Source organism: Dyella subtropica (assembly GCF_026283965.1).
Taxonomy (GTDB): Bacteria; Pseudomonadota; Gammaproteobacteria; order Xanthomonadales; family Rhodanobacteraceae; genus Dyella_D; species Dyella_D subtropica.
Window position 1 is genome coordinate 116313 of the sequence record NZ_JAPDPD010000016.1, and the last position, 24148, is coordinate 140460.

Genomic DNA, 24148 nt, shown 5'->3' on the forward strand with positions numbered 1-24148 from the left:
TGTGCGGGATCCATGCGATGAGCGTTGTAAGCAAGCTGTTGCGTCATAAGTCGGTCGAACAACTCCAGGCGGATGTCGGCAAGCGCGGGGATTTCCGCCGCGTGCTCGGCTTGTGGCAACTCACCGCGATCGGTATCGGCGGCATCATCGGTGTCGGCGTGTTCGTACTCGCCGGCCAGCAGGCCGCGTTGAACGCCGGCCCGGCGGTGGCCCTTTCGTTCCTGATCGCAGGCATCGCCAGCGCGGCTGCGGCGCTTTGCTATGCCGAGTTCGCCGGGTTGATCCCGGTGACCGGCAGCGCCTACACCTACGGTTACGCGGTGCTGGGTGAGCTGGCAGCCTGGCTGATCGGGTGGGATCTGTTGCTGGAATACGCGCTGATCGTGGCGGTGGTGGCGATCGGCTGGTCGGGCTATGTGCAATCGGCGCTGGCCAGCATGGGCATGGATCTGCCGGTATGGGCCAAAGGGGCCATCGGCACCGGCGAGGGCCATGTCTTCAATGTGATCGCCGCACTGGTGACGCTGGGGGTATCGGCGCTGCTGATCTTCCGCACTGAATGGGGCGCGCGCTTCAATACACTGGTGGTGGCGATCAAGGTCGCGGCCGTGGCGCTGGTGATCGGCGTCGGCGCTTTCTACGTCAATCCATCCAACTGGGTGCCGTTCATCCCCGAGCGCGTCATCGGTGCCGACGGGATCGGCCATTTCGGCTTTCAAGGCGTGGCCTCTGCCGCGGCGGTCGTGTTCTTCGCAGTCTTTGGCTACGACACGCTCACCACGGCCGCTGAGGAGTCCAAGAATCCCCAGCGCGATTTGCCGCGGGCGGTGCTGTTGTCGCTGGGCATCTCCATGGCGATGTACCTGGCCGTGTCGCTGGTGCTCACCGGCATCGCCCACTACACCACCCTGAAGACCGATGCACCGGTGGCTGACGCCTTCAAGGGACTGGGTCTGCGCTGGGTAGCGCTGACCGTTTCAGTCTCGGCCGTATTCGGACTGATCAGCGTACTGTTCGCCTTCATGCTCGGCGCGACACGCATCTGGTTCGCGCTTGCGCGCGACGGCCTGTTGCCGGGCTGGTTCGCCAAGGTGCACCCGCGCTATGGCACGCCACACCGGCCCACCGTCGTGCTGGGCGTGTTCACCTCATTGGTGGCCGGCCTGCTGCCCATCGAGGAAGTGGCTAAGTTGGTGAATATCGGCGTGCTCTCGGCCTTCATCGTGATCTGTTCGTCGGTGATGCTTTTGCGCAAGCGCAAGCCGGACTTGCACCGGTCGTTCCGGACGCCGTTAGTGCCGTTGATACCGCTGGTCGGTATTGGGTTTTCGATCTGGTTGTTGGCGGAGTTGCCGTGGATTACCTGGAAGGTGTTTTTGATCTGGGTGAGCTTGGGTTTGGTGGTTTACTTTGCGTATGGCATGCGCCATAGCAAGTTGGAGAAGAGCTTGTAGGAGCCCACCCTGTGGGCGACCACGCTGGCGACGGCGCTTCGTAGGCTTTTCATTCGGCCCGTGCAAACCGGCAGTCCTGCCGATTTGTCGCGCACAGGGTGCGCTCCTACGGGCAACAAAAAGGGCGCCTTGCGGCGCCCTTTTTGTTCTGCAACGTCATAGCTCGCGTAGCGAGCGAACGTCTTAGAAGCGGTACTCGACCGAAGCGGAGTACGCAGCCACGTTCGCGTTGGTCTGCGGCTGGTTGCTGCCGCCGCGGCCGTACTTGACGTGGTAGTTGTCGTAGTTGATGGCGAGCGCGACGTTCTCGGTCACGTTGTAGCCCACGCCCACGCCGCCGTACCAGCCGTTGTTCCAGCTCTTCTCGGTCATGCGGCTGTCGCCGTAGGTGACGCTGCCGGTGGTGCGCGAACGCAGGTAGCCAGCGTGGCCGCTGACGAACCAGGGGCCGTAGAAGTCGTACTTGGCGTTCACGCCCAGGATGACGGCCTTCGGCTGGACGCCGACGGTGACGTTGTTGGCGGAATACTTGCCCTGGCCCAGGGAGGTGAAGCCGGCTTCGGCGCCGACGATGTTGTTCCAGCGCCAGCCGAAGCGAACGCTCTGGAACACGTCGGACTTGTCGGTGAGGCCGCCGACGCGGTAGTTGCTCTGACCGAGGTTGCCGGTCACGAAGAAGTTGTTGAGCTGGTTGGCCTCATCGGCCTTGGCAGCAAACGGGGACAGCGCAGCGACGGCCAGCACGGCCGAAAGCAGAGTCTTGTTCATGGAGAACTCCATCTTCTTTTTTGTGGTTGCCCGGCGCGACGCATGGGGGGGAGTCGTCACGGCGGCCCGCGCGGGGTTCGCGGGGACCGGAAGGATAAGGGCTTTTTTACAATTCAAAACCCCTGGCGCGAAATTTTTTCCGGGTGGGGTTAAGTCAGCTTCATGTCAGTCACATGACCTCTGGCATGGGGTGTGGCACGCCGTCGCGGCTTAGCATCGGCCAGTCACATTCCGTTCAACGTCCGCTGCGGGCGTGCGGGTTTTGCCACAGGAGACCGTTTTGAAAGCTTCGCGCCTTGCTTCCGCCATCCTCGCTACGGGCCTCGGCCTGGGCAGTTTCGCCGCCCTTGCCGACGTGCCCGCCCCGCAGGACGTTCCGCTCAACGGCACTTTGAAGATCGACGTCGACGCCACCGACCTTGCCCGCCGGGTGTTCCGCGTGCACGAAGTGGTGCCGGCGCAGGCGGGCCCGCTGACCCTGCTGTATCCGCAGTGGCTGCCGGGCAACCATGCGCCGAACGGCCCGATCGACAAGATGGCCGGCCTCAAGGTAACGGCCAATGGCAAGACGCTGAAGTGGACGCGCGATCCGCTGAATGTGTACGCCTTCCATGTCGATGTGCCGGAAGGCGCGAGCAGTGTGGAGGTGGAGTTCCAGTATTTGTCGCCGCAGGACACCCGCCAGGGCCGCGTGGTGATGACGCAGGAAATGCTCAACCTGCAGTGGAATGCGGTGACCATATATCCGGCCGGTTACTTCGCCAGCCGCATCCAGGCCGAGGCGAGCGTCAAGTTCCCCGCCGGCTGGCAGTACGGCAGCGCGTTGGAGCTGGCCTCGCGCGACGGCAACACCGTGCACTTCAAGCCGATCAAGTACGACGACCTGGTCGATTCGCCGATCTACGCTGGCAAGTACTTCAAGCGTGTGGATCTCGATCCGGGCGCGAAGACGCCCGTGTTCCTCAACATCGTGGCCGACGATCCGAAGTATTTGGAGATCAAGCCCGAGCAGCTGAAGGTGCATCAGAACCTGGTGCAGCAGATGTACAAGATGTATGGCGCGCACCACTACGACCACTACGATTTCCTGTTCTCGCTCAGCGACAAGATGAGTGGCAACGGCCTGGAGCATCACCGCTCCAGCGAAAACGGTATGTCGCCGAGCTATTTCACCGAGTGGGACAAGGGCGTGCTGGGCCGCGACCTGCTGCCGCATGAATTCAACCACTCGTGGGACGGCAAGTACCGCCGTGGCGCGGATCTCGCCACGCCGAACTTCAACGTGCCCATGCAGGACAGCCTGCTGTGGGTATACGAAGGTCAGACCCAGTTCTGGGGCAATGTGATGGCCGCCCGCTCGGGCTTGTGGAAGGAAGACGAAGCACGCGACATGCTCGCGATGGTCGCCGCCAACTACGACAAGGGCCGTCCGGGCCTGCAGCAGTGGCGCAACATCCAGGACACCACCAACGACCCGATCATCGCCCAGCGTCGCCCGTTGCCGTACCGCAACTACCAGATGAGCGAGGACTATTACTCCGGCGGCCAGATGATCTGGCTCGAAGTGGACGGCAAGCTGCGCGAGCTGTCCGGCAACAAGCGCTCCATCGACGATTTCGGCAAGGCCTTCTTCGGCATGGAGAACGGCAAGTGGGAGGTCAACACCTACACCTTCGAGGATGTGGTGAAGACGCTCAACACCATCCAGCCGTACGACTGGGCGCCTTATCTGCGTGAGCGTCTGGACGGCCACGGTCCGATCACCGGCGGCATCGAAGCCAGCGGCTGGAAGCTCGTTTACAACGACAAGCCGTCGGCCGCGGCCAAGTCAGCGGAAGCGCGCTTCGGCGGCGCCAACCTCACCTACTCGCTGGGCGTGTCCATGGCCAAGGGCGGCGATATCAGCGACGTGCTGTGGGACGGCCCCGCCTTCAAGGCCGGTCTGTCGCCGGGCATGAAGATCATCGCGGTGAACGGCAAAGAGTTCTCCAACGACGCCATGAAGGATGCGGTCACTGCTTCCGCGAAGGACAAGAACCAGCCGATCGAATTGCTGGTGAAGAACTTCGACCAATACCAGACCCTGCGCATCGACTACCACGATGGCCTGAAGTACCCGCACCTGGAGCGCATCACCGGCAAGCCGGACCGCCTGGCGGATCTGCTCAAGGCACGTTGAGTGTCCAAGGCGTTCTCCGCACATCGGTAGAACGCCTTCAGCGAGAGCCCGCCGCACCTTCGCGGCGGGCTTTTTCTTTGGTGACAGGCACTTGACGCAGCGGGATCGCTCGTCGCCCAGGTCTGCCCAAGTCCGCTATACTGCGCGTCCGCCGCGCAACCGCCTTACCCGTTGCGACGGTCCTGCCGCATCACGCGCCCGTAGCTCAGCCGGATAGAGTAGTGGCTTCCGAAGCCATTGGTCGGGGGTTCGAATCCCTCCGGGCGCGCCAATTCTTTAGTTCCGACAGCTCCTTGAATGTATGTCTGCTATCGATGGCGGACATTCGATACCATCGGAAAGGCCCAGGCGGCTACACGAACCACACGTGATCAAGGAAGGTTACCGATGCTTTTGGAGCGAATCGGAAGGCGGGGTTGTGTGCGCTTTGTTCTATGCGCAGCTTGTTTTGGATGGATCGCCTGGCCCGCGCTAGCCGGGGATGTCGGTGTGCCGCCACCTTCTCCAGCCGCGCAGGCCTGGACTCAAACCCTCAACTGGACGTGGGTCGCGGAGCGAGCTCTGTATCTTCTCCTACCCTTGGGGCTGCTGCTATCGGGATGGAGTGCCCGACTGGGCGCGACCTTTGAGCGCTGTGCGGGAGGAAGGCGCTATGTCGCTCTCATCCTGTTTGCCAGCACCTTGCTGCTCATAAGCGCGGTTCTACGCCTTCCGCTCAATGCCGTCCGGCATCTCGCCTATCCCGGAAAATTTCCCGACAGTCTGGGCCAGTGGTGGGCCGGACAAGCTGAGGCCCTCGTCTTGCCGCTGGCCTGCATCGCGTTGTTGCTCTGGATTCCTTACTGGTTGATGCGGCGCAGCCCCAGGCGGTGGTGGTTGTGGCTTGCCATCGTGGCGGCTCCGTTGAGCTTTGCCGCCCTGGTTTTACAGCCGGCATGGATGGCGTTCTCGACCAACGGCTACGAGCCTCTCAAGGATGAGGCGTTATCCGCGGAAATACGGGGTATGGCGGGACAATGCGGAGTTCCTGATATACACGTGGTCGTGGGAGGAGGCGATACCACGGTCGTCGGGCTCGGACCCACGAACCGGGTCATATTGGCGAGCGATCTCCTCAAAACTGAAACGCCTGCCCAGATTCGCTTTACCGTCGCACATGAGCTCAAGCACTACGTCATGGGAGACAACTGGAAGGCGTGGGCAATCATCGTTCTGTTTGTATTGAGCGCCTTCTGCTTTGCGCATATGGCAGGTCGATTCGCCATCGCAAGATGGGGTGTGTGGATGGGTTTCAGTCGCCTCGACGATGTACGTTCCTTGCCGCTACTGATTTTGTGCGTGACGCTGTTCTGGATCGCCATCACTCCTGTTTTCCTGACTTACGACCGCCATATCGAACGCGAGGCCGATCGGTTTGGTTTGGAGCTGAGTCGAGAGAACGATGCAGCTGCCCAACTCTTCGCCAGTTGGGTGGGACCCACGGAGTTGGCTGAGCCGGGTTGGTTCGCCCGTACTACTCGAGGTAGCCACCCTTCGACCGCGGAGCGCATTCGTATGGCGCAGTCGTATCGGCCGTGGGCGACCGGTGAGTCGCTTCAGTACGCGACGATTTGCCGGTAACGGCTAGTGGGACGGCAAAGAAGTTAAAAGTGATCAAGCCATTGAGACGTCCCCCAGTTGGATACCCTCGATCAACTTGGCTTATTGGATTGCTGCTGGCCTTCGTTGCCGTTGCATGTGATCAGAAAAAAGGAAACTGGCTATCCATGTGGAAAGGACTCGCCTCTTGCAGCTTGGTCTTGCTGGCTACGTTCCATGTTGGACCCGCGTTCGCCACGGAACGACTTATCCCGCCACTGCCTATCAGCGATCCTGTTTACACCCATGTCGACCGCTTGGTCGAGATCGAACGGGGACGCCGCCTCCATCTGCATTGCACGGGTAACGGCGAACCCACGGTCATCCTGGAAGCGGGGCACGGCGACATGTTCTCGACGTGGGCGCGAATCCAGCCGGTGGTCTCTGGCTACACACGAGTGTGCTCGTACGATCGGGCAGGGCTTGGTTTCAGCGATCCGCCCAGGCGCCCCGGGGCGGTCCAGCAAGTCGTAAACGACCTGCATGCCCTATTGAAGCGGGCGCAGATTCGTCCGCCCTATCTGCTCGTAGGCCATTCGATGGGTGGCATGGCCGTTCGGCTCTTTGCCGCGGAACATTCCAGCGAAGTCGTGGGGATGGTGCTGGTCGATCCGACCAACGAGCATCAGGCCGAAGGCTACAACCGAGTCGACCACCGGCCTTACGATGTTTGGCATGCCGCGAATCAGCGCCAATACAAGGAAGACGAAGAGTGCGTTACAGCGGCGACCGCCGGCGAGCTCGCCGTTGGCATTCCTCTCTATGAGAGATGTGTTGCGGAGTACGACTCCCATTTCGACGCAGCCATCAATAAGGTCATGATTGACCTGTCAGTCAGCCCCGGCGCGCTCAGGGCCATGGTGTGGGAGGAGGAGAGCAGCTTCTACGAAAGCGCCCGCCAGCTCGCGGCGAAGCCGGGAAACTACGGATCTATGCCGTTGATGGTGCTTGTCGCCAGCCCTGCTCCGAAAAGAAAGAGCCAAACGCAGGATCAGGCGGATGCCGAGTACCAAATGCTTCTCGGGCTACACCGCGATGTCGCATCGCGCTCCACGCGAGGCACCGTCGTCCAAGTGCCGCACACGGGGCACTACATCCAAATGGACGCGCCGGAAGCAGTGCTCGATGCGATAGCCCATACCTTTCGACAGGCATCCTTGGACTCAAGGAAGTAGGGCAGTCGGCCCTCTCCTGGAAAAAGGGGGGAGAGTGGTTAAATCATCGGAGCCTAGCGCTAGTGGTTTTCAACGACAGAGCACGCATCGTTCGACGGAGCGCACCCGTGCTCAGCGCCGATCAATGTTCTCGCTGAGTGCCGGCTTCATGTCGATGATCGGTGTGCCATCCAGCGCTTCGAGATGCCGCACCCGTACACGTGTACCGTCAATCGCGATCACCATGGTTGGGTGCAGGCCGATGGGGTTGGGGCGGTGAGGGGCGCGGGTGCTGAAGACGCCTTCGCATGATCGGCTAGTGTCGCCTCGCGGATGCAGTTTCAGCACGTCGCGGCGGGCGCGGTCGAGCCAGGTGATGACGATCATCTCGTCGCCGGGTCGAATGCTCTGTAATCCTTCGAGCATCTCCGGCTCGAAAACCAGCCAGGCTTCGGGTGCGCCTTCGTCGGCCTGCCGGGGAGCCGATGCAAGGTCGGTCAGGGGAGACTCGACCCTGCCGATGGTCCTCACTTCAAAGAGCGTCATGTATTTCTCCGAATAGCAGCCGCACGCGTTTGCTAAAAGATGTCCGCCATGGGCGCTAAGGCAAGCGCTTCAGCGGGAACTGGTTTGCCCTTCGGCGCACGGAGGAACGTCCTGGGTATCACCGCCGGATGTCTGGCAGTTGCTCTTTTTCCAGGATGGCGAGACGAGGCTGTCTTCCGCCTTGCTCGTTGCGACACGATTTCGCCCATCCCGTTTAGCACGATAAAGCGCGTGATCGGCGTCGGTCAGAAGCTGGCGGATTTCCCAGCCGGAGCGCTCGGTCGAAGCCACGCCGATGCTGGCGGTGATCGCGATGTCGCCAGTCACTGGCTCGGCGGCGATCTCCAGTCGGATCTGTTCGGCGCAAACCCATGCCTGGTCGGGACTCTTGCCGGGCAGCAGGATGGCGAACTCTTCGCCGCCCAGGCGGCCCAAAATATCGCGCGAGTGCAGATGCCGCTGGCATGCCGCCACCGCATGCTTGAGAACCTGGTCGCCTACGGCGTGACCATAGGTGTCGTTGACCAGCTTGAAGTGATCCATATCGATGATGACGAGGGCGGCGCTTTGCCCGGCTTTCTCCGCGTGGCGCAGCGAACGCTCGGTCTCTTCGATGAAGTACTTCCGGTTGCAGATCCCGGTCAGGCCGTCCAGGCGCGACAGCCACATAAAACGCAGCTGCGAGCGTTTGAGGCGGTAGAGCCACATGCCGATGAAGACCATCACCGTTAGCAAGAGAATGATGTACAGACGGCTGTTTTCCATCGCCTTGCGGTCGAGTGCCTGTTCAAGATGCAGAATCCGGTTCTGCTTGTTCAGCGCATCGACCTGCACTTTGTTTGCCTGCGCTTGCTGCTTGACGACCTGGTAGGCCAGCGCTGCGGCACTGACGCTGTTCAAATAGCCTTTGTCGGCCGCCAGGTACTTCTCGTGGTAGGCGAGGGCTTCGCGGTAATTGCCCTGGCGATTCTCGATCCGGTAGAGCAGGTCATAAGCCTGACTCAACGGTTCGGTGTACTCGTCCTTGATCGAACTGTCGATCGCGGCAAGCGCGAAACTCTTCGACAACGCAGGCTCGTCCACCTGCCAGTAGGCCTGTGCCAACAAGGCCTCGAACTGAGAGGTCAGACTTGGATACTGGTAGCGTTTGACGGCGGCGTAATGGTCTCGCAGCAGCGCGATGGCCTGGGCCGTCTGCCCATGCTGGATGTCGAAGCTGGCGATATCCGCCTGTATCGAATCGGCAGCCAGGGTTTCATTGGTGCGGGTGCACAGGTCGACACCTTGCTGGAATGACCGGTCCAGTGCCTGCATCCCGCCGCGATGGAATTGCGCGTGAAGCTTGTAGAACATGGCCTTGCATGCGCTGTCGCCGGGCGGAATGTTCTCCAGCATCTGGTCGGCATAGGTGGCGGCCTGATCGTACTGCCCCGCGGAAATCAGAAGCTCGGTAGCTTCGGCGAGCCCCTGGAAGCGCGCCGTCTTGTCGGTGATCTGCGGCAACTGATCGATCAGCTGGTTCAGCCGTGTGAATGCTTCCTCGTAGCGATGCCCGATGCCGAGGATGTTGATCAACGTGGCGGTCGCACGAAAACGCAAGGTGGGATCGGGGGACTGTTTGATGATGGCGTTCAACTGCAGGCCGGCGCCTTCGTAGCTGCCCTCGTAGGCCACCTGCCACGCATCGAGGTAGCGCAGATACCACTGCTGTTCGGGCGGCAGGATCGCCATATGGCCGTCCAACTGTTTCAGCAGTTCGACGAATTGGGGATGGTCGGCTGTCTTGATGCTGTCTGCCCGCCGAAGCAGCTGTAATGATTCGCCGTGTTCGGGCACGGCGGCAGCGGCCGTGCCCGAGAGCGAGCCCAGGAACAGCAAGCCCAGGAACAGAAGGATTCCTGTGAAAGGCGCTCGACGCATGCTGCCTGCCTTGGACATCGATGGGCGGCGACTACGCCGACATGATCGTGGATCGCGAAGAGGTCCATCGACCTTCTAGTGGCGTGGTGTCGTCTCCCTCGTCCGGGTCTTCTTCCTTGCCGGGCTGTTCCTCTTCCTCGCCAGGAACCGGGTCCGCCTGGAACGCGAACATGGGACGTAGATTCAGCAAGGTCTGTAGTTCCGAGGCATCTCTGGCAAGCATGGCCGAACTCAATGGCGCATCGATCTGTGCATCCCGCATGGCAAGCTCCATGTCCTCCGGCGAGGCGTGACGCAAGGTCGCGTCCTGGCCTATCTTTTCCAGAAATTCAATAACGTCCGACATGTACTCCCCCTGGGTTAATCGTACTCGGGGGATGTTGCAGTCATGGCGATAGGCGGTCTCCCCCGAAAACCGCGTACCGCTCCGATCGTGCCACTTCTTCTCTTGGGCATTCCCGTACAAAGTGTCGGGAATGCTTTTTACGGCGCCCGCCGTGATCTCGGGTCGGGCCGCTATCGCGCCGGACAGCAGTCAGCATGCATGCGTCAGGCATCGCGCCCGGCATCATATATCGCTTTGTCCCGGTGAAAATCCAGCGCTTCGAATCGCAGCATAAAACAGGGCCGCTCGCGCGGCCCTGTTTCGTCTTGCGTCATCGATGGTGTCGATGTAAGTCGTGCTTAGTGCCTCACCCTCACGGAGCTGGTCTTGGACTTGCTGACGCCGTGATTGTCGGTCACCTTCTCCGTCACGCTGTAGGTGCCGCCGGCCTTGTAGGTGTGGCTCGGGTTGGTGGCGGTGGAGCTGGTGCCGTCGCCGAAGGTCCACGAGTGGCCGGTGATGGTGCCGTTGCTGTCGGTGGAGCTGTCGGTGAAGCGGGCCACCAAATGGCTGGTGGTGAAGCTGAAGTTGGCCACCAGACCACCACCACCGCCGCCATTGGTCACGATCGGGTGTGAGATGTCGCACTGGTTGGTGTCGTTGGACCAGGTGCTTTGCATCGCGTAGGTGCCGTTGCCCATCACCACGTTGGCGCTGGCACCCTGGCCGGAGCTGAGCCATGCGCATTCGTCACCGTTTTCCTGGCCATTGAAGGTGGAACCGGTGTGATTGGTCCAACCGCCCGCCGGGTTCTGGTCGGTGACGGTTTCGGCGTACTCGTGACCATTGACGATGGAGAAGCCGTCGAGGTTGCCGGCGGTGCCGCTGTTGACGAAGTTCTGTCCGCAGCTCGTCCCCATGTCGTACACGTAGGGCATGTTAGTGAAGGCGATATCGCCGTATGGCGAGCTCACGCCAGCATCCGTGTTGTAGTCATGCCACGCGCAGAACTGGCCGCCGGCGGTGTTGAAGCCATCCGGATGCGTGCCGGTCGGCGACAGGACCACGTACTGTACGTAGCGGTTGGAGGCGGCGGTGGTGTTGCCGAAATGCGCGGCGGCGTTGATCGCTTCCTGAGCGAGCTGCGCCGCGGTAGCGCTCGATGGCGAGGGGGCGGAGTTGTCGTACCAGATGCCGGCGAAAGCAGTGCCGCCGGTGGGGTAGCCGATCAATGGCGCACCCGATGGGCAGGAGGTGGCACCCGATGCGACGCTGGGGCCATCGCAGTACTGGGTCATGGTGCCGGACCACAGTTCGCCGCCGGTACCCAAGCCTTTGAACATCTTTTCCAGGTAGGTTACGGCGCCGACGGTGTCGCCGGAGAGTGTCATGTTGCCGTTGGCGTCGGTGCCGGCGGTGCCCCACTGGCTACCGTAGACCACCAGGTACACCTTGGGCGCGCCGCTGGTGACGCCGATGCCGTCGATGCCGCCGCCGTAACTGAGCGTCTCGGTACCCGTGGTAGCCGCATGCAGTGCGTCGTACTGCTTCATGCGTGCATGTGCTTCGCGCGACGGCACGGCGCCGTGGCGATACGAATGTCCATAAGACGGTGCGAACGGATTGTCCGAGCCGTTGTTATCCGCCGCGATCGCGGTACTGGCGCCAAGGCTCATCACGGCCAGGACGATAGCGGTATTGATAAGACGAGATTTCATGCATTAACTCCCCGTTGAGTTATTCCAAGGCGCACGAACCCGATGTGGCTGCGTGGCCCCATGCAAAGAAGCCGCACTCGCGTGCGGTGCTCGATGTACTGCTATGGCGGGTTCCCGAAGATCCGATGCGTAAAACGCCCGAGCATTTCCCTATCAGGCGCGCGCGGATCGAAAGACAGGTGATGCTACCTCCCCGGTCGCATCACCCCGGAACCGTTCACCGCCCCCCAACGACGAACGCGCCGAAACTAGGGGGATTCCATCTTGCGGTCAACTGGAAAAAACCTGATTCCGGACACGGGAATATAAATAGGAAATTTGAATCGATTAAACGGAAGTTGATGCGATGAATCGCAAGAAATAAGCGTACTAATGGATAATGAGAGTCGATTATCCATGCGTTGAACAGATCAGAGCATCCCTAAGGGCCGAGTATCGAGCCGGGTTTGGAGTCCGACCATGGCGTCTTACGAAAACGGGGCCGCTTGCGCAGCCCCGTTCTGGTTGCACGGAGTCGGGCTAGGCCCGGCCCCGGCGGGTCAATGCACGATAGGATGTGCGATGTCGCAGCGAGCGGTGTCGTTGGACCAGGTGCTCTGCATGGCAAAGCTACCGTTGCCCGTCAGCACATTGGCGCTGGCACCCTGGCCGCTGCTAATCCAAGCGCACTCGTCACCGTTCTCCTGGCCTTTGGAGGTGGAGCGGGTGTGGTTGGTCCAGCCACCGGCCGGGTTCTGGTCGGTGATAGTCTCGGCGTACTCGTGGCCTTCCACGATGGAGAAGCCGTCGTTGGTACCGGCCGCGCCGCTGTTGACGTAGTTCTGGCCGCAGCTGGTGCCCATGTCACTGACATACGGCATGTTGGTGAAGGCGATGTCGCCGTACGGCGAGGAAGCCGCACCACCGGAGAGCGTGGTATCACCGTTGTAGTCATGCCATGCGCAGAAGGTGCCGCCGGAGGTGTTGAAGCCGTCCGGATGCATGCCGGTGGGCGACAGGATCACGTACTGCACGTAGCGGTTGGAGGCAGCCGTGGTGTTGCCGAAATGCGCCGCGGCCTTGATGGCTTCATTGGCGAGCTGGTTGCCCGTGGCGTTTGACGGCGAAGCGACTGAGTTGTCGTACCAGATGCCGGCGAAGGCGCCGTTGGTGGGGTAGCCGATGTGCGTCACGCCGGTGGTGGGGCAAGAGGTAGCGAGTCTGGCCACGGCGCCGTCGCAATACTGGGTCATGGTGCCGGACCACAGCTCACCGCCGGTGCCTAGGCCCTTGAACAGCTGCTGCAGATACGGCACGGCGCCATTGGCGTCGCCCGACAGCGTCATGTTGCCGTTGGCGTCGGTACCGGCGGAGCCCCACTGGCTGCCGTACACCACGATGTACACCTTGGGCGTGCCACTGGTGACGCCGATGCCGTCGACGCCGCCGCCGTAGCTGAGCGTCTTGGTGCTGCTGTTGGGGCCGCCCTTCATGGTGGCGTATTCCCGGATGTGGCTGTGCGCTTCGCGCGTCGGCACCGCACCGTGGCGGTACGGATGCCCATATGACGGCGCGTACGGATTGTCCGAGCCGGTGTCATCCGCTGCGATCGCGGCGCCGGCGCTGAGGCCTATGACGGCCAGGACAGTAGCGGCACTGATAAGACGAAATTTCATGCATTAACTCCCCGTTGAGTTATTCCAGGGCGCACGAACCCGATGTGGCTGCGTGGCCCCATGCAAAGAAACCGCACTCGCGTGCGGCGATTGATGTAGTGCGATGGTTGGCTCCCGAAGATCCGATGCGTAGAACGCCCTGACGGTTCCCTGCCGGGCTGCGCGTGGATCGAAAGACAGGTGATGCTCCCTCCCCGGTCGCATCACCCCGGAACCGTCCGTCGTCTCCCGAACGACGGACGCGCCGAAACTTAGGGATATTCCATGTTGCGGTCAACTGGAAAAATCCCAATTTCGGACACGAAAATAAAGATAGGAAGATTGAATCGATAAAAACGAAAATTGATGCGCTTTGCGCAAGAAATAAATGCCGACATCGATAGTGAGGATCCATTATCGAGGCATGATTGGCCGATTAAAGCTGTCGCGTAGCTTGCGCTTAGGGATGTGCTCGCGCCGAGTCAATCTGGGCTCGATGAAACGCCATCCGGCCGGCGTGTCTTCCGTCGTCCGTGCATGTCCGGACAAACAGCAACGTCGTCCGCGGACAGTCCTCCACGCTGGGAGGCCGTTGGCGAAATGGCTTGAGAATGCGGCTTCCCGAGGATCTGAATCGTTGGCACGGGCTTTGCCATAGATCTCTCGAAAGCTTCACTCCCTCACTCAAGGAAAGCCAACATGAAATCCGAGACCCTGATGCTGCAAAGTCTTTTCGCCGCCTGCCTGCTGATCTGCGTACTGACCTTGGGCGCCATGTTCGCGACACCATCGATCGCGTCGAGCGCGGCGGTCAGCCACGCTCCTGTGGCGCCCATGGCGAGCTCGGCCGGCTGAAGCGATTCCTTAGCCTGCGGATCTCTACGCCTTGAATTGCCACTGCTCGGACTGTCGAAGGGCGACGGGTTTGGCTTTCGAACCGTTTGCGGGTATTGAGCGCGACAAGTTGGCCATCACCGAGGGCGAGGACAGCCTCATGTGCTTTGGTGACGAGAGTGGTTACGACACACACTGCAAGATGTGCGGCTCGCTGCTCTATTCCGTCGTTCGCGAAGGCGCCTTTGTGCACGTCACCATGGGAACCCTCGTCGACGATCCCGCCATTCGCCCTACGGCGCACATCTTCGTCAGCTCCAAGGCGCCATGGTTCACCGTCACCGACGACTTGCCCCCATACGAAGAGCATGTGCCGGGTGGTTGATCGAAAGCGGCGATAGCCAGGCCTGACCAGTGTTCAACGCCTAGGGCGCCCACTGAGCGCCGACGTATCGATGGTTCCGGTCACCAGGGATGACCGGTGCTCTTCAAGTAGACGCCTTGTAGGTTGGCGAAGGGTTTTCGTTTCGGCCGCGTGGGCCAACGAAGAGGTTGCCTCGCACACCTTGTACCAGCGCATTCGCGATGGGACGTGCTTCCAGGATGCGACAACGTCCACCGCGCTCGTCCATTCGCACCAGGTTGTCGGTACCGATGTGGACAGTCATGTCCTGGGCATAAGTGATCAGAGCCCGCTTCTGATTGGACAGCCCGGGACAAAGACTCGTGTGCAGCAGCCAGGTCTGGTTGCTGGCGGGGGAATGGACAAGCAAATCCTGATTGCCCAGGGCCTCCCAAGAGGCATTGGAATCGTTGAGCCGAAGCGAGGTTATCGGATCGCCCGCTTGGCCCTGCAGGGCGCTCAGTCGTGTGATGGTCTGGTTTTCCTGATGTGCCTGTGTGCCAGTGCTGGCGAGAACAAGCGAGAGAACAGCGAGGCCGAGCTGTGTTGCTTTCATACGCACTCCTTTGGCATGACTGCAGCGGGTCGAGCGGAGTCTGCGCGTGATATCGGCAGGGGACAAGTCGTCGCTTCAGGCCGAGCCAAGTTTCTGTGCATTCGGGATATGGCGGTCGATGGCACATCGGAAGCCGCTTATCCGCTCGACGTGTGACTCGGTTCGGATGGGCTCTTTCACTCGACTGGAATAACGCGCACCCCGAGCCCCATGACAGCTGTCATTTAGGAATAGTGCACTGATATTGAGGCCATCCCTCAATGAATATCGGCGTCCATGTTGTTGCCGATGGACATATCAGATCTCTTGCTGTCAATGACGGACAAAGAAAAACCCCGCAGGAGTATTCCGGCGGGGTTTGCGTCGGCCGAAGCCTGCAGCCTGATGTTTCAGTTAGCGCTTGGCAGCTTTCTTGGCCGTCGACTTCCTGCCGGCTTTCCGCACGACCTTCTTGGTCGCCTTCCGGGCAGTCTTGGCTGCCTTGGCGGGGGCGGGCGCCTGGGCGGCCGGGGAGATCAGCAGGCTCTCGGCGGTGACGCCACGACGCTTCAGTGCATCGACAAACCACAGCGGACGCTTGCCGCGCCCCGACCAGGTTTGCGCCGGATTTGCCGGGTTGCGATATTTCGGCGCGACGGACGATTTCTTTCCGCCCTTTCCAGCCTTCCCGCCACGGGTCGGATAAACATCGGCGAGCGTCAGGCCACTGCTATGAAGCAGCGCGTCGATTTTGCTGCGCACCGCCTGAACCTGATTGGCTCGGGCTGCCTGCATCTGCGATTGCGCCGTGGAAATGAGAGCCTGAAGCTCTTTCGGAGACAGTGTTTCTAGATTCATGGCCATAATAATTCTCTCTCTGTTGACCGGGTAGTCAGCCTAAAGCATGAGCATTTGAGCGATATTGTCAACTCGTATCGCTATGGCTCCGCCATTTCTTGCCATCGGCAAGGGCCCATGAAGGGGTCAAAAGCGACCATTTTCATCCCAGCGGATGTCCGCCAAATGCGACCAAATCGTATAAGGAGGCGTATAACGCAACTGGCTTCCAGTCTATCGGGAACGACAGAGCTCCCACTTTATGGCATGAGTGGAAGCCCGAGAATGTTCACATCGCGGAGAGGTCACCATGAAAACGGGAACCCATCCAGCCGTATTCACCCCTGTGCCCACGCGCCGCCAGGTTATCGCCGGCATGGCCGTTGCGTTGGGCAGCTTACTGGTTGACTCTCGTGTCTGGGCGCGGGCCCAGCCGGTGGCGATGCAGCAAAAACCAGCCATGGAAGCCCATCAGGCGCGCACATCCCTGCACTACGACATCGATTTCAAACCCGGCTCGCAGCGCATCTACGAGGCACTTCTCGACGCTAAACAGTTTGCCGCGTTCTCGGGTCTGCCAGCGGAAATCGATCCCAAACCAGGCGGCGCATTCTCCCTGTTTGGCGGTCAGATCGTCGGACGCCATATCGAACTGATCGCCAACCAGCGCATCGTGCAAGCCTGGCGTCCCACCCATTGGGATGCAGGCGTCTATTCCATCGTTCGGTTTGAACTGAAGCCGCGCGGCTCCGAATCCACATTGGCTTTCGATCACATCGGTTTCCCCGCTGGCGAATTCGATCACCTGGATTGGGGTTGGCACCACCATTATTGGGAACCGCTCAAGAAATTTCTCGGCTAGCGCGCCGGGGGAGTGCCCGCTGCCACTGTGTGCGAACGTCCGCTTTCCAAAGCGGTCATCGTTTCAAGCCCGCAAAGTGAGTGCATGCGTTTCGATCTGGCTTCAAATCAGCCATTCACCTGATTCGCGTCGAATCTCGGCTGTGCGAGCTGGGGATGTTCGTTTTCGACCCAGGCAAACACGCCTAGCCGCGTAACTCCGCCAGCTGAAGACGTAGAGCTTCGTTCTCGGCAGTCAGCTCGATCACGCGCCGACGGAGTTCGTGAAGCTCGCTATCCTGCGGGGCCGTCTCCTCATCGCGAGGCTTGCGCCGGGCTTCGCGCACACGTTTGGCCGCCTGCTTGAGTTCGTTTCCACCGGCGACAGCGGCGGCTCGCTGTTCCTCGGCCGGCAAGCTCGCTACGGCCGCCGCGGCGTTGATCGAGATCGTGCCGGACTTCACGGCCGCCACCACTTCCTGCGTGGCCTGCTTCTGGATCTTTTCGATCATGCCGACTTGGCTATGGCTAAGTCGAGCTTCGCGAGCAATGGCCACGCGGCTGATCAACGGCTCGGGCTGCGGCGTGTCTGCTGTGACGGCATGAGCAGGGGCTGCTTCTTCCGGTGTGTTGTCGGTGATTGCTGAAGGGGCTGGCGTCTGCACCTGACTATCGGCCTCTCGCACACGAGCCCGTCGTTCGGCCAGGATTTCGCGCTTGCGCAGTGCCAGCACGCCACGCTGGAAGGCCGAGACACTCCGGCGACCGAGGTGCTGGTCGATCATCCATAGATGCACATCATCCATGGATCGAAACTGCGTGTTCTGCATCGTCTGAAAGGACAGTTCGTGCTTACGGCATATGCTGTAGCGGTGGTGACCGTCGACAAGTATGTTTCCCCATAGCACTAAGGCGTCGCGACACCCCTCGGCCAGAATGCTTCGCTCCAGCGCTTCGTACTCTTCCGGAGTCATCGGGTCGATATAGGCTTTGAGTTCTTCATTGACGACGATGTCCATGAGCGCAGGGTCCGGGGAATGGCAAAAGGGGCCGCATTGTAGAGATGACGAGGCACTTTTGCCGATTCGACGTTGGCCCGGCCGACGATGCCGTGACTTGCTCGCGGCCTGTCGTCGAATGCTGAGCCGGCCACATCGTAGAGGCGCGTCGGTAGTAGTCCATTCGTTCTAGGCGATTCACAGGAGTGCGTAGCACCCGCACACCCCTGTAATGTCGAATCGACGCTATATCGTTCCGACGTGCTGTCGTGCGTTTATGTCAGTCGACAGCCGGCTTGAAGGGGTTCGCCGAAGGTGTTTCGGTCAGCGTGCCGCGCTGTGGTCATCGTCATGGCTGCGGGCGGCTCATGCGTACTTCGGCCTTTACAGGTCATCGCACCTTTATGGAGGGGGTCATGCTTCCGAAGAAACCGAGCGGTCATAGCGCCGCATGGTGTGTCGCGATCGGTGTTGCCCTTGCTGGCCATGTCCATGCCGATACGCCATCCGCACCCGAGGTAACGCCTGCCGTGCAGCACGATGTGCTGCATTCCTTGCGCGGTGTCATGCCGCGACCCGACGATTTCTCCAAGAGCGCTCAAAACCATCCCGCACGTCCGCTGCCGTGGCTGGACGGCCCGGGCAATCCGACCGATGGTGCCGTGCAAGGCGCCACCAGTGGCGTCGCCGCACCGACGGCCGGCTCCGGTGTCGATGGCGTGGGCAACGGCTTCAGCGGGCCGCAAGGCACATTCACCGTCAATAGCGCGCCGCCGGATACCAACGGTGCGGTGGGTGCCACGCAATACGTGCAAATCGTCAACACTGGTTTCGCGGTGTTCGACAAGGCCACCAAGGCGGTGACCTACGGACCGGTGCAGACCAATACCTTGTGGTCGGGTTTTGGCGGTTCCTGCGAAACCGACAACGACGGAGACGCCACCGTGGTGTACGACAAGGCGGCGGGCCGCTGGGTGATCTCGCAGTTTGCAGTGACGGCCGCGCCGTACTTCGAATGCGTGGCTGTTTCCGCGACCAGCGACGCCACCGGGGCGTACTATCGCTACGCGTTCCCGTACGGCAGCACGTTCCCCGACTACCCGAAGATGGGCGTGTGGCCGGATGCGTACTACGAGACCTTCAACATGTTCAACGGCAATACGTTCGCCGGTGCCAAGCTGTGCGCCTACGACCGCAATGCCATGTTGAGCGGTGCCGCCGCCACCCAGCAGTGCTTCCAGCTCGCCAGCAGCTATGGCAGTGTCTTGCCGGCCGATCTGGACGGCAGCACGGCCCCGCCGGCTGGGGCGCCGAACTATCTGATGAACTTCGGCGCCAGCAAGTTGAATCTGTGGAAGTTCCATGTGGATTGGGCCCATACGGCCAACACCACGTTGACGGGGCCCATCGTCATTCCGGTGGCTTCGTTTGCCGCAGCGTGCAGTGGCGGTACCTGCATTCCTCAAGCCGGCACCAAGCAAAAGCTGGACTCGCTGGCGGATCGCCTGATGTTCCGCCTGGCTTACCGCCACTTCACCGACCACGAATCGCTGGTGGTCACTCACTCAGTGAAGGTCGGCACGAACAGGCAGAACCCGTACACCGGTGTGCGCTGGTATGAGGTGCGCAGTCCGGGGGCGACACCCGTGGTGTATCAGCAATCCAGCTATTCGCCCGACACGACTTATCGCTGGCTCGGCTCGGTGGCGATGGACAAGCAGGGCAACATGGCCTTGGGTTATAGCGCCTCGAGTAGTTCGATCCATCCGGCGATCCGTTACACCGGTCGCCTGGCTACCGATCCGCTGAGCACCATGCAGGCCGAAGCGAGCATCATCGAAGGTCTGGGCTCGCAGAGTGGCAGCAACCTGTCGCGCTGGGGCGACTACAGCGCGATGACGGTCGATCCCGTTGACGACTGCACGTTCTGGTACACGAACGAGTACTTGAAGACCACCGGCGCTTTCAATTGGAGCACGCGTCTGGAGTCGTTCAAGTTCTCCACCTGTCAGTAAGCGTGTCCTCGCGCCCTCACTTCATAAGAAGTGGGGGCGTGCCGCCATCCAGATCCCGTAGCTTGTCCTTGGCTCCCAGGGCGAGATGTGGGATTGGGCATGGCATTGGCGACCTTGCCCGCCGAGTAGCCGGCGTTGGTCCGCCACCTGCAAGGTGGGAGGCCGTTGAAGCATCGCGGCCGGCATGGCCCCCCGATCGGTCGAGACCCCATCGTCGGTGCGCGGTAGTGCTATGCACGCGACGCCTGCCTAGGCAGGCAACACGGTGACGTCTGGCACTAGGAACTTTCCCAATTACATGTAACGATTACATGTAATGTCATCGGCCGAACGTGAATCGTGTCTAGACCACCCCGAAAACCCTCTTCTGGGGCATTGGCTCAGCGGCGCTACCGAGAGCGTATGCGCGAGCAAGGGCTTGTCCCGGAGCAGGTCTACATCCGCAAGGAGCACAAAGAAGCGCTAGCCCGCATCGAACAAATGCTTCGCATGCCTGTACTCCCACCCTATGTCTACCTCATGGACAACGACGCAATGAGCCAGAACTGGACGACCCAATCTCTTTTCGAAGCGCTGAAGGAATCCGATTACTGCAAGGAAGGTTTGGCCAGCGTGGCCATGCACCACGGCTCCGAGCAGACGATCCATATCGAGGCGCACGACCATCATGATCTGCAGATGCAGATGCTCGCCTCCGGCAGCGAGGTGCATGTGTCCACCGTGCTGTGCCGTGCCGACCAAGTGAAGGACCGGGCAACGTTCAACGAGGCCTGCCTTCGCCTCAATACCATCTATCCCCTGTCGAACTTGGGCCTTAGCCGGATCAGTGGCGAAGACGCCTACATCATGTTCGGTCAACTGTCAGCGCGCGCGCCGCTTGCGAATGTCATCGAGGAGATCCACACCCTCGGTCACAACGCGCTGCAAGCCGCGAACGAACTGTCCACCCACATCCACTGAGACCTGATTCCATGGCCATCATCGAGAAACTCCTTACCCTGGTTCGCGGTACCGCCACCGAAGCCGGCCAGGCCATCGTCGACCGCAATGCCATAACCATCCTCGAGCAAGAGATCCGCGACGCCGACACAGCGCTGGTCCAGTCCCGCACCGACCTGAGCAAGATCATGGCCGAGCGCAAAGTGGCCAGCGACAAGCTGGACGCCAAGCAGGCCAAGCTGAAGGAATACAACGACTACATTCAACAGCTGATCAACAAGGGCGACCAGACGCTTGCCTTGGAAGTTGCCAACAAGGTGGCGGCCCTGGAGAACGAGATTGCAGGGGATCAGGCGCTGATCGCCAGCATGGATGCGAACATTGCCAAGCTGAAGGACTCCATTCGTCAAGCGACCTCGACGGTCGACCACCTTCGCCGCCAAGTCGACACCGTCAAGGCTACGGCCTCCGTCCAGCGCGCACAGGAATCCATTGCCGCTCGTGCCACGGGGTCCAACGCGCAGCTGCGCACGGCGATGGATTCGCTGGACCGCATCCAGTCGCAGCAGCAGTTGAAAGACGCGCAGATCGACGCGGCCAACCAATTGGCCGCAGCGGAAGGCGACGGCGACCTCACCCAGCGCCTGCAGGCCGCCGGCATCGTGCCTGGCGCGACTGCCGCCGCGGACGTCCTCGCTCGGTTCAAGAAAGCCGAAGGCTAAACCGCTACCCCCGACTCATGCCGCGGAGCCCTTGCGGCTTTCGCGGCATGAGGCAGGATCGTGGCACTACCGCTTACAGGGGTTCCCGGAATGTTTGGCAATCTATTCGGCTCCAAGCCGACGCCCGAGGCCGCGCCGTCGCTGCCGCTGGGCCTTCGCCTTGGCGGCGCTGTCGAGATCGACGGCGTTATTTTCAATGCGCACCCTGGGGCTTTTGGTTTTGAGCCGCCCGCAGGCAACCAGATCATCGAAGCGCTGGGCACCTGCGATCTGGGTGGCGGGACGCATCTCTATCGTTTCTATCTGTCCGACGACGCTTGGATCCAGGTGAAAACCACTAGCGGGGATGTCGACGACATCAAGCTGTTCGTCTTCGCCGACACCGTCAATCCCGCGAACGCGGCGGCCTTCCAGCAGTGGACGGAAGCGGGGTCGGAACTGGGTCAGCCCAAGGTTACCTTCAGTGGACACACCTACACCCGCGTGTGGGGCGATGCCACGCAACCCGGCTGGGCACCGCCCGTCGCCTACGACGAGAAAGTGACGCATCCGTCAGGTGGCGAGGAAGACTTCGACCTCACCCACTATTCGATGCTCTACCAGCGCGAACTGCCCGACGTGCCGGGGCGCTTCGAATACCTCTTCATCACGGCAGAAGACTACGGCCCCAATAAGTTCGATGTCGTCTATTCGCTCGGCATCGACGTCACCACGGCCGATCTCTCCATCACCTAAGGCGCGCCGCGGGAGGCAAGCCATGAAACGTTCCACCACGGCAAAACTGTTGTTGATGGGTTTGTCGCCGCTGATGTTGACGGCGTGCGGTGATTCCGCACCCGAGGCTTCGGTGAAGCAGCAGAACTTCACCACGGTTGCCGACTGCACCAAGGCCGGCGTGCCGCAGGACGAGTGCCAGCGCGATTTTGATCGCGCACAGGCCAACGCCGACGCCAGCGCGCCACACTTCAAGACTCGCGAAGACTGCATTCGCGATTACGGTGCCGACATGTGCCAGGAACGGCACAGCGAGCGGGAAGGGAGCTTCTGGGGTCCGTTGATGACGGGCTTCATGGTGTCGCAGCTGCTCCACAGCGGCTCGCCCTCTTACCAGTACGCCGGCCCCCTCTACCGGCAGCGCGATGGTCGCGATTACTCGCCCTACAGTTGGTCAAGCTCGTACGGCGGCGGGTCGAGTCGATCCAGTGGAAGCGGCTCCACCACGGGCGGCGCGGAGCCGGCGGGCAGTCGTGCGATTACCGCCAGCCGCGGCGGCTTTGGCTCGTCGTCGGCCGCTGCCGGCAGTTGGGGCAGCTGAGCCCATGCGCCGCCTGGCTATCGCACCGCGTCCCGATTGGCAGGCCACGGCGGAGCGCTACGGATTCCGCTTTCATACCATCGATGGCGAGAAGTATTGGGACGAGTCGGCGTATTACGCGTTCTCGCTTGAGCAGATCGAGAATGACATCGAGGCGCCGACCGGCGAGCTGCATGAAATGGCCATGTCCCTGGTCGGCGAGGTGATCCATAGCGAAAGCCTCCTGACTCGGCTGGCCATCCCAGCGCAGTACTGGGACTGGATCGCCGAGTCCTGGCGCCGTGGTCATCCCCACCTGTACGGTCGCATGGACCTGGCCTACGACGGCACCGGCCCGGCGAAACTTTACGAGTTCAACTACGACACGCCGACGTCGCTCTACGAAGCCGCATTCTTTCAGTGGATCTGGTTGGAGGAGCAACAGCAGCGAGGCGTGCTGGCGCAAGGCACCGATCAGTACAATCAGCTGCAAGAGTGTCTCGTCGAGGCCTTCGGTGCCATCGCCAAGGGCCTGCCGCGCCCGTTCTACTTCAGCGCGGTGCGTGATAGCGCTGAAGATCAGGGCACCATTGACTACCTTCGCGACTGCGCGGCACAGGCGGGTGTCGAGACCGGCACCATCGCGATCGAGGACATTGGCTTGTCCACCGGCGGCGCGTTCACCGACCTCAACGACATCGTCATCGGCACCCTGTTCAAACTGTATCCGCTGGAGATGCTGTTCCAAGACGACTTCGGCCGCTTCCTGCCAGGCTCAGGTGTGCAACTGATCGAGCCGGCATGGAAGGCAGTGCTCAGCAACAAAGGCATCCTGCCTCTGCTCTGGGAGCGGCACACGGGTCATCCCAATCTTCTTCCGGCGTTCTTCGACGAAGGCGGGGCCGGCGATGTGGCCGCAGGGTGGGTGCGCAAGCCGCTGTTCTCGCGCGAGGGGGCGAATATCGCGATGCGGCTTCCAACCGGTGAAGAGGTTTCCTCGCCCGGGCCGTATACGCAGTCGCCCTTCATTCGCCAGGCGTTTCATCCGCTTACCAAGTTCGAGGGCGGTTATCCCTTGATCGGTAGTTGGGTGGTCGCCGATCAGCCTGCTGGTATTGGGATTCGCGAGGACAGTGGGTTGATCACTCGCGATACCTCACGCTTCGTTCCGCACGTCATTACCTGATGAGGCGTGCGTACCTTTGGTCGACGCTGGCCGAAGGTGTGCTTCCTGATGTTGCTTAGGGGCGTCCGCTTTCGACCCAAAGCAATGAGATGGACTCCTCCCCGTCTTCGGCATCGAGTGCCAGACTGGAAGCGATAGAACCAGTCGCTGGCGAAGAGGAGTCCACCCATGAAGCTTACGCGCCTTGGAGTTGACGTGGCCAAGCAGGT

General features: G+C 61.2%; 22 protein-coding genes and 1 tRNA gene. 14 read left to right on the forward strand and 9 right to left on the reverse strand.

Features of this window, described 5'->3' with window-relative positions; all coding sequences use genetic code 11:
- The first annotated feature begins 17 nt into the window (after positions 1-17).
- Positions 18-1454 carry an amino acid permease gene (locus OUZ45_RS14810; protein ID WP_266170897.1) on the forward strand — a complete coding sequence of 479 codons (1437 nt, stop codon included), beginning with the start codon at positions 18-20 and terminating at the stop codon, positions 1452-1454.
- A 183-nt stretch (positions 1455-1637) separates the two neighbouring features.
- Here the strand turns inward: OUZ45_RS14810 and OUZ45_RS14815 are convergent, their stop codons facing one another.
- Positions 1638-2222, reverse strand: coding sequence for an outer membrane beta-barrel protein (locus OUZ45_RS14815; protein WP_266170898.1), 585 nt, complete (start codon positions 2220-2222; stop codon positions 1638-1640).
- 280 nt (positions 2223-2502) lie between these two features.
- Here OUZ45_RS14815 and OUZ45_RS14820 point away from each other — a divergent pair, with 280 nt between their 5' ends.
- The 4 genes from OUZ45_RS14820 to OUZ45_RS14835 all read left to right on the forward strand — a co-directional run bounded on the left by OUZ45_RS14820 (position 2503) and on the right by OUZ45_RS14835 (position 7214).
- Positions 2503-4401 carry a M61 family metallopeptidase gene (locus tag OUZ45_RS14820; RefSeq protein ID WP_266170899.1) on the forward strand — a complete coding sequence of 633 codons (1899 nt, stop codon included), beginning with the start codon at positions 2503-2505 and terminating at the stop codon, positions 4399-4401.
- Between the two features lie 194 nt (positions 4402-4595).
- A tRNA-Arg gene (locus tag OUZ45_RS14825) sits at positions 4596-4672 on the forward strand.
- Between the two features lie 149 nt (positions 4673-4821).
- On the forward strand, positions 4822-6021 hold the full coding sequence (locus OUZ45_RS14830; protein ID WP_266170900.1) for a M48 family metalloprotease: 1200 nt from the start codon (positions 4822-4824) through the stop codon (positions 6019-6021).
- Positions 6022-6167: 146 nt separating this feature from the next.
- A complete protein-coding gene (locus OUZ45_RS14835) occupies positions 6168-7214 on the forward strand; it encodes an alpha/beta fold hydrolase (RefSeq protein WP_266170901.1) in 1047 nt (348 codons plus the stop codon).
- A 111-nt stretch (positions 7215-7325) separates the two neighbouring features.
- Here OUZ45_RS14835 and tsaA read toward each other — a convergent pair whose 3' ends face one another.
- From tsaA to OUZ45_RS14860, 5 genes are all read right to left on the reverse strand, one after another.
- A complete protein-coding gene (tsaA, locus tag OUZ45_RS14840) occupies positions 7326-7739 on the reverse strand; it encodes a tRNA (N6-threonylcarbamoyladenosine(37)-N6)-methyltransferase TrmO (RefSeq protein ID WP_266170902.1) in 414 nt (137 codons plus the stop codon).
- Positions 7740-7808: 69 nt separating this feature from the next.
- Positions 7809-9659 (reverse strand): GGDEF domain-containing protein, encoded by a 1851-nt coding sequence (locus tag OUZ45_RS14845; protein WP_266170903.1) that lies wholly within the window; start codon positions 9657-9659, stop codon positions 7809-7811.
- A gap of 31 nt (positions 9660-9690) precedes the next feature.
- The gene (locus OUZ45_RS14850; protein ID WP_266170904.1) at positions 9691-10005 is read right to left on the reverse strand and encodes a hypothetical protein; all 315 of its coding nucleotides are present in this window, start codon (positions 10003-10005) and stop codon (positions 9691-9693) included.
- A 338-nt stretch (positions 10006-10343) separates the two neighbouring features.
- Positions 10344-11702, reverse strand: a complete 1359-nt coding sequence (locus tag OUZ45_RS14855; RefSeq protein WP_266170905.1) for a PKD domain-containing protein — start codon at positions 11700-11702, stop codon at positions 10344-10346.
- Between the two features lie 539 nt (positions 11703-12241).
- Positions 12242-13357 carry a hypothetical protein gene (locus OUZ45_RS14860; RefSeq protein ID WP_266170906.1) on the reverse strand — a complete coding sequence of 372 codons (1116 nt, stop codon included), beginning with the start codon at positions 13355-13357 and terminating at the stop codon, positions 12242-12244.
- A gap of 678 nt (positions 13358-14035) precedes the next feature.
- Between OUZ45_RS14860 and OUZ45_RS14865 the strand changes: the two genes are divergently transcribed.
- On the forward strand, positions 14036-14191 hold the full coding sequence (locus OUZ45_RS14865) for a hypothetical protein (protein WP_266170907.1): 156 nt from the start codon (positions 14036-14038) through the stop codon (positions 14189-14191).
- A 31-nt stretch (positions 14192-14222) separates the two neighbouring features.
- On the forward strand, positions 14223-14555 hold the full coding sequence (locus OUZ45_RS14870) for a GFA family protein (protein WP_266170908.1): 333 nt from the start codon (positions 14223-14225) through the stop codon (positions 14553-14555).
- Between the two features lie 103 nt (positions 14556-14658).
- On the opposite strand, the gene OUZ45_RS14875 is transcribed toward OUZ45_RS14870, so the two are convergent.
- Both OUZ45_RS14875 and OUZ45_RS14880 read right to left on the reverse strand, forming a co-directional pair.
- Positions 14659-15129, reverse strand: coding sequence for a DUF6491 family protein (locus OUZ45_RS14875; RefSeq protein ID WP_266170909.1), 471 nt, complete (start codon positions 15127-15129; stop codon positions 14659-14661).
- 393 nt (positions 15130-15522) lie between these two features.
- Positions 15523-15972 carry an H-NS histone family protein gene (locus tag OUZ45_RS14880; protein ID WP_266170910.1) on the reverse strand — a complete coding sequence of 150 codons (450 nt, stop codon included), beginning with the start codon at positions 15970-15972 and terminating at the stop codon, positions 15523-15525.
- A gap of 283 nt (positions 15973-16255) precedes the next feature.
- Between OUZ45_RS14880 and OUZ45_RS14885 the strand changes: the two genes are divergently transcribed.
- Entirely contained in the window at positions 16256-16807 is a 552-nt protein-coding gene (locus OUZ45_RS14885) for an SRPBCC domain-containing protein (protein ID WP_266170911.1), read from the forward strand.
- A 184-nt stretch (positions 16808-16991) separates the two neighbouring features.
- Here the strand turns inward: OUZ45_RS14885 and OUZ45_RS14890 are convergent, their stop codons facing one another.
- Complete coding sequence (locus tag OUZ45_RS14890; RefSeq protein WP_266170912.1) at positions 16992-17804, reverse strand: ParB N-terminal domain-containing protein; 813 nt, start codon at positions 17802-17804, stop codon at positions 16992-16994.
- Positions 17805-18199: 395 nt separating this feature from the next.
- Between OUZ45_RS14890 and OUZ45_RS14895 the strand changes: the two genes are divergently transcribed.
- The 6 genes from OUZ45_RS14895 (at position 18200) to OUZ45_RS14920 (ending at position 23939) form a co-directional block, all read left to right on the forward strand.
- Positions 18200-19798 (forward strand): hypothetical protein, encoded by a 1599-nt coding sequence (locus OUZ45_RS14895; RefSeq protein ID WP_266170914.1) that lies wholly within the window; start codon positions 18200-18202, stop codon positions 19796-19798.
- Positions 19799-20200: 402 nt separating this feature from the next.
- Positions 20201-20758, forward strand: coding sequence for a YjfI family protein (locus OUZ45_RS14900; protein WP_266170915.1), 558 nt, complete (start codon positions 20201-20203; stop codon positions 20756-20758).
- Positions 20759-20769: 11 nt separating this feature from the next.
- The gene (locus tag OUZ45_RS14905) at positions 20770-21459 is read left to right on the forward strand and encodes a PspA/IM30 family protein (RefSeq protein WP_266170916.1); all 690 of its coding nucleotides are present in this window, start codon (positions 20770-20772) and stop codon (positions 21457-21459) included.
- A 90-nt stretch (positions 21460-21549) separates the two neighbouring features.
- Positions 21550-22194: a DUF2491 family protein gene (locus OUZ45_RS14910; protein WP_266170917.1), complete on the forward strand. Its 645-nt coding sequence runs from the start codon at positions 21550-21552 to the stop codon at positions 22192-22194.
- 22 nt (positions 22195-22216) lie between these two features.
- Positions 22217-22774, forward strand: a complete 558-nt coding sequence (locus OUZ45_RS14915; RefSeq protein ID WP_266170918.1) for a DUF1190 domain-containing protein — start codon at positions 22217-22219, stop codon at positions 22772-22774.
- 4 nt (positions 22775-22778) lie between these two features.
- On the forward strand, positions 22779-23939 hold the full coding sequence (locus OUZ45_RS14920) for a glutathionylspermidine synthase family protein (protein ID WP_266170919.1): 1161 nt from the start codon (positions 22779-22781) through the stop codon (positions 23937-23939).
- Positions 23940-24148: the final 209 nt, after the last annotated feature.

Bases quoted from the DNA above. Each gene is read 5' to 3' on its own strand.
- OUZ45_RS14815 (WP_266170898.1), bottom strand. From the start codon at position 2,222: ATGAACAAGACTCTGCTTTCGGCCGTGCTGGCCGTCGCTGCGCTGTCC.
- OUZ45_RS14875 (WP_266170909.1), bottom strand. From the start codon at position 15,129: ATGAAAGCAACACAGCTCGGCCTCGCTGTTCTCTCGCTTGTTCTCGCC.
- OUZ45_RS14895 (WP_266170914.1), top strand. From the start codon at position 18,200: ATGCTTCCGAAGAAACCGAGCGGTCATAGCGCCGCATGGTGTGTCGCG.
- OUZ45_RS14860 (WP_266170906.1), bottom strand. From the start codon at position 13,357: ATGAAATTTCGTCTTATCAGTGCCGCTACTGTCCTGGCCGTCATAGGC.
- OUZ45_RS14900 (WP_266170915.1), top strand. From the start codon at position 20,201: ATGCGCGAGCAAGGGCTTGTCCCGGAGCAGGTCTACATCCGCAAGGAG.
- OUZ45_RS14835 (WP_266170901.1), top strand. From the start codon at position 6,168: ATGTGGAAAGGACTCGCCTCTTGCAGCTTGGTCTTGCTGGCTACGTTC.
- tsaA (WP_266170902.1), bottom strand. From the start codon at position 7,739: ATGACGCTCTTTGAAGTGAGGACCATCGGCAGGGTCGAGTCTCCCCTG.
- OUZ45_RS14850 (WP_266170904.1), bottom strand. From the start codon at position 10,005: ATGTCGGACGTTATTGAATTTCTGGAAAAGATAGGCCAGGACGCGACC.
- OUZ45_RS14915 (WP_266170918.1), top strand. From the start codon at position 22,217: ATGAAACGTTCCACCACGGCAAAACTGTTGTTGATGGGTTTGTCGCCG.
- OUZ45_RS14880 (WP_266170910.1), bottom strand. From the start codon at position 15,972: ATGGCCATGAATCTAGAAACACTGTCTCCGAAAGAGCTTCAGGCTCTC.
- OUZ45_RS14885 (WP_266170911.1), top strand. From the start codon at position 16,256: ATGAAAACGGGAACCCATCCAGCCGTATTCACCCCTGTGCCCACGCGC.
- OUZ45_RS14920 (WP_266170919.1), top strand. From the start codon at position 22,779: ATGCGCCGCCTGGCTATCGCACCGCGTCCCGATTGGCAGGCCACGGCG.
- OUZ45_RS14810 (WP_266170897.1), top strand. From the start codon at position 18: ATGAGCGTTGTAAGCAAGCTGTTGCGTCATAAGTCGGTCGAACAACTC.
- OUZ45_RS14865 (WP_266170907.1), top strand. From the start codon at position 14,036: ATGAAATCCGAGACCCTGATGCTGCAAAGTCTTTTCGCCGCCTGCCTG.
- OUZ45_RS14845 (WP_266170903.1), bottom strand. From the start codon at position 9,659: ATGCGTCGAGCGCCTTTCACAGGAATCCTTCTGTTCCTGGGCTTGCTG.
- OUZ45_RS14855 (WP_266170905.1), bottom strand. From the start codon at position 11,702: ATGAAATCTCGTCTTATCAATACCGCTATCGTCCTGGCCGTGATGAGC.
- OUZ45_RS14910 (WP_266170917.1), top strand. From the start codon at position 21,550: ATGTTTGGCAATCTATTCGGCTCCAAGCCGACGCCCGAGGCCGCGCCG.
- OUZ45_RS14890 (WP_266170912.1), bottom strand. From the start codon at position 17,804: ATGGACATCGTCGTCAATGAAGAACTCAAAGCCTATATCGACCCGATG.
- OUZ45_RS14905 (WP_266170916.1), top strand. From the start codon at position 20,770: ATGGCCATCATCGAGAAACTCCTTACCCTGGTTCGCGGTACCGCCACC.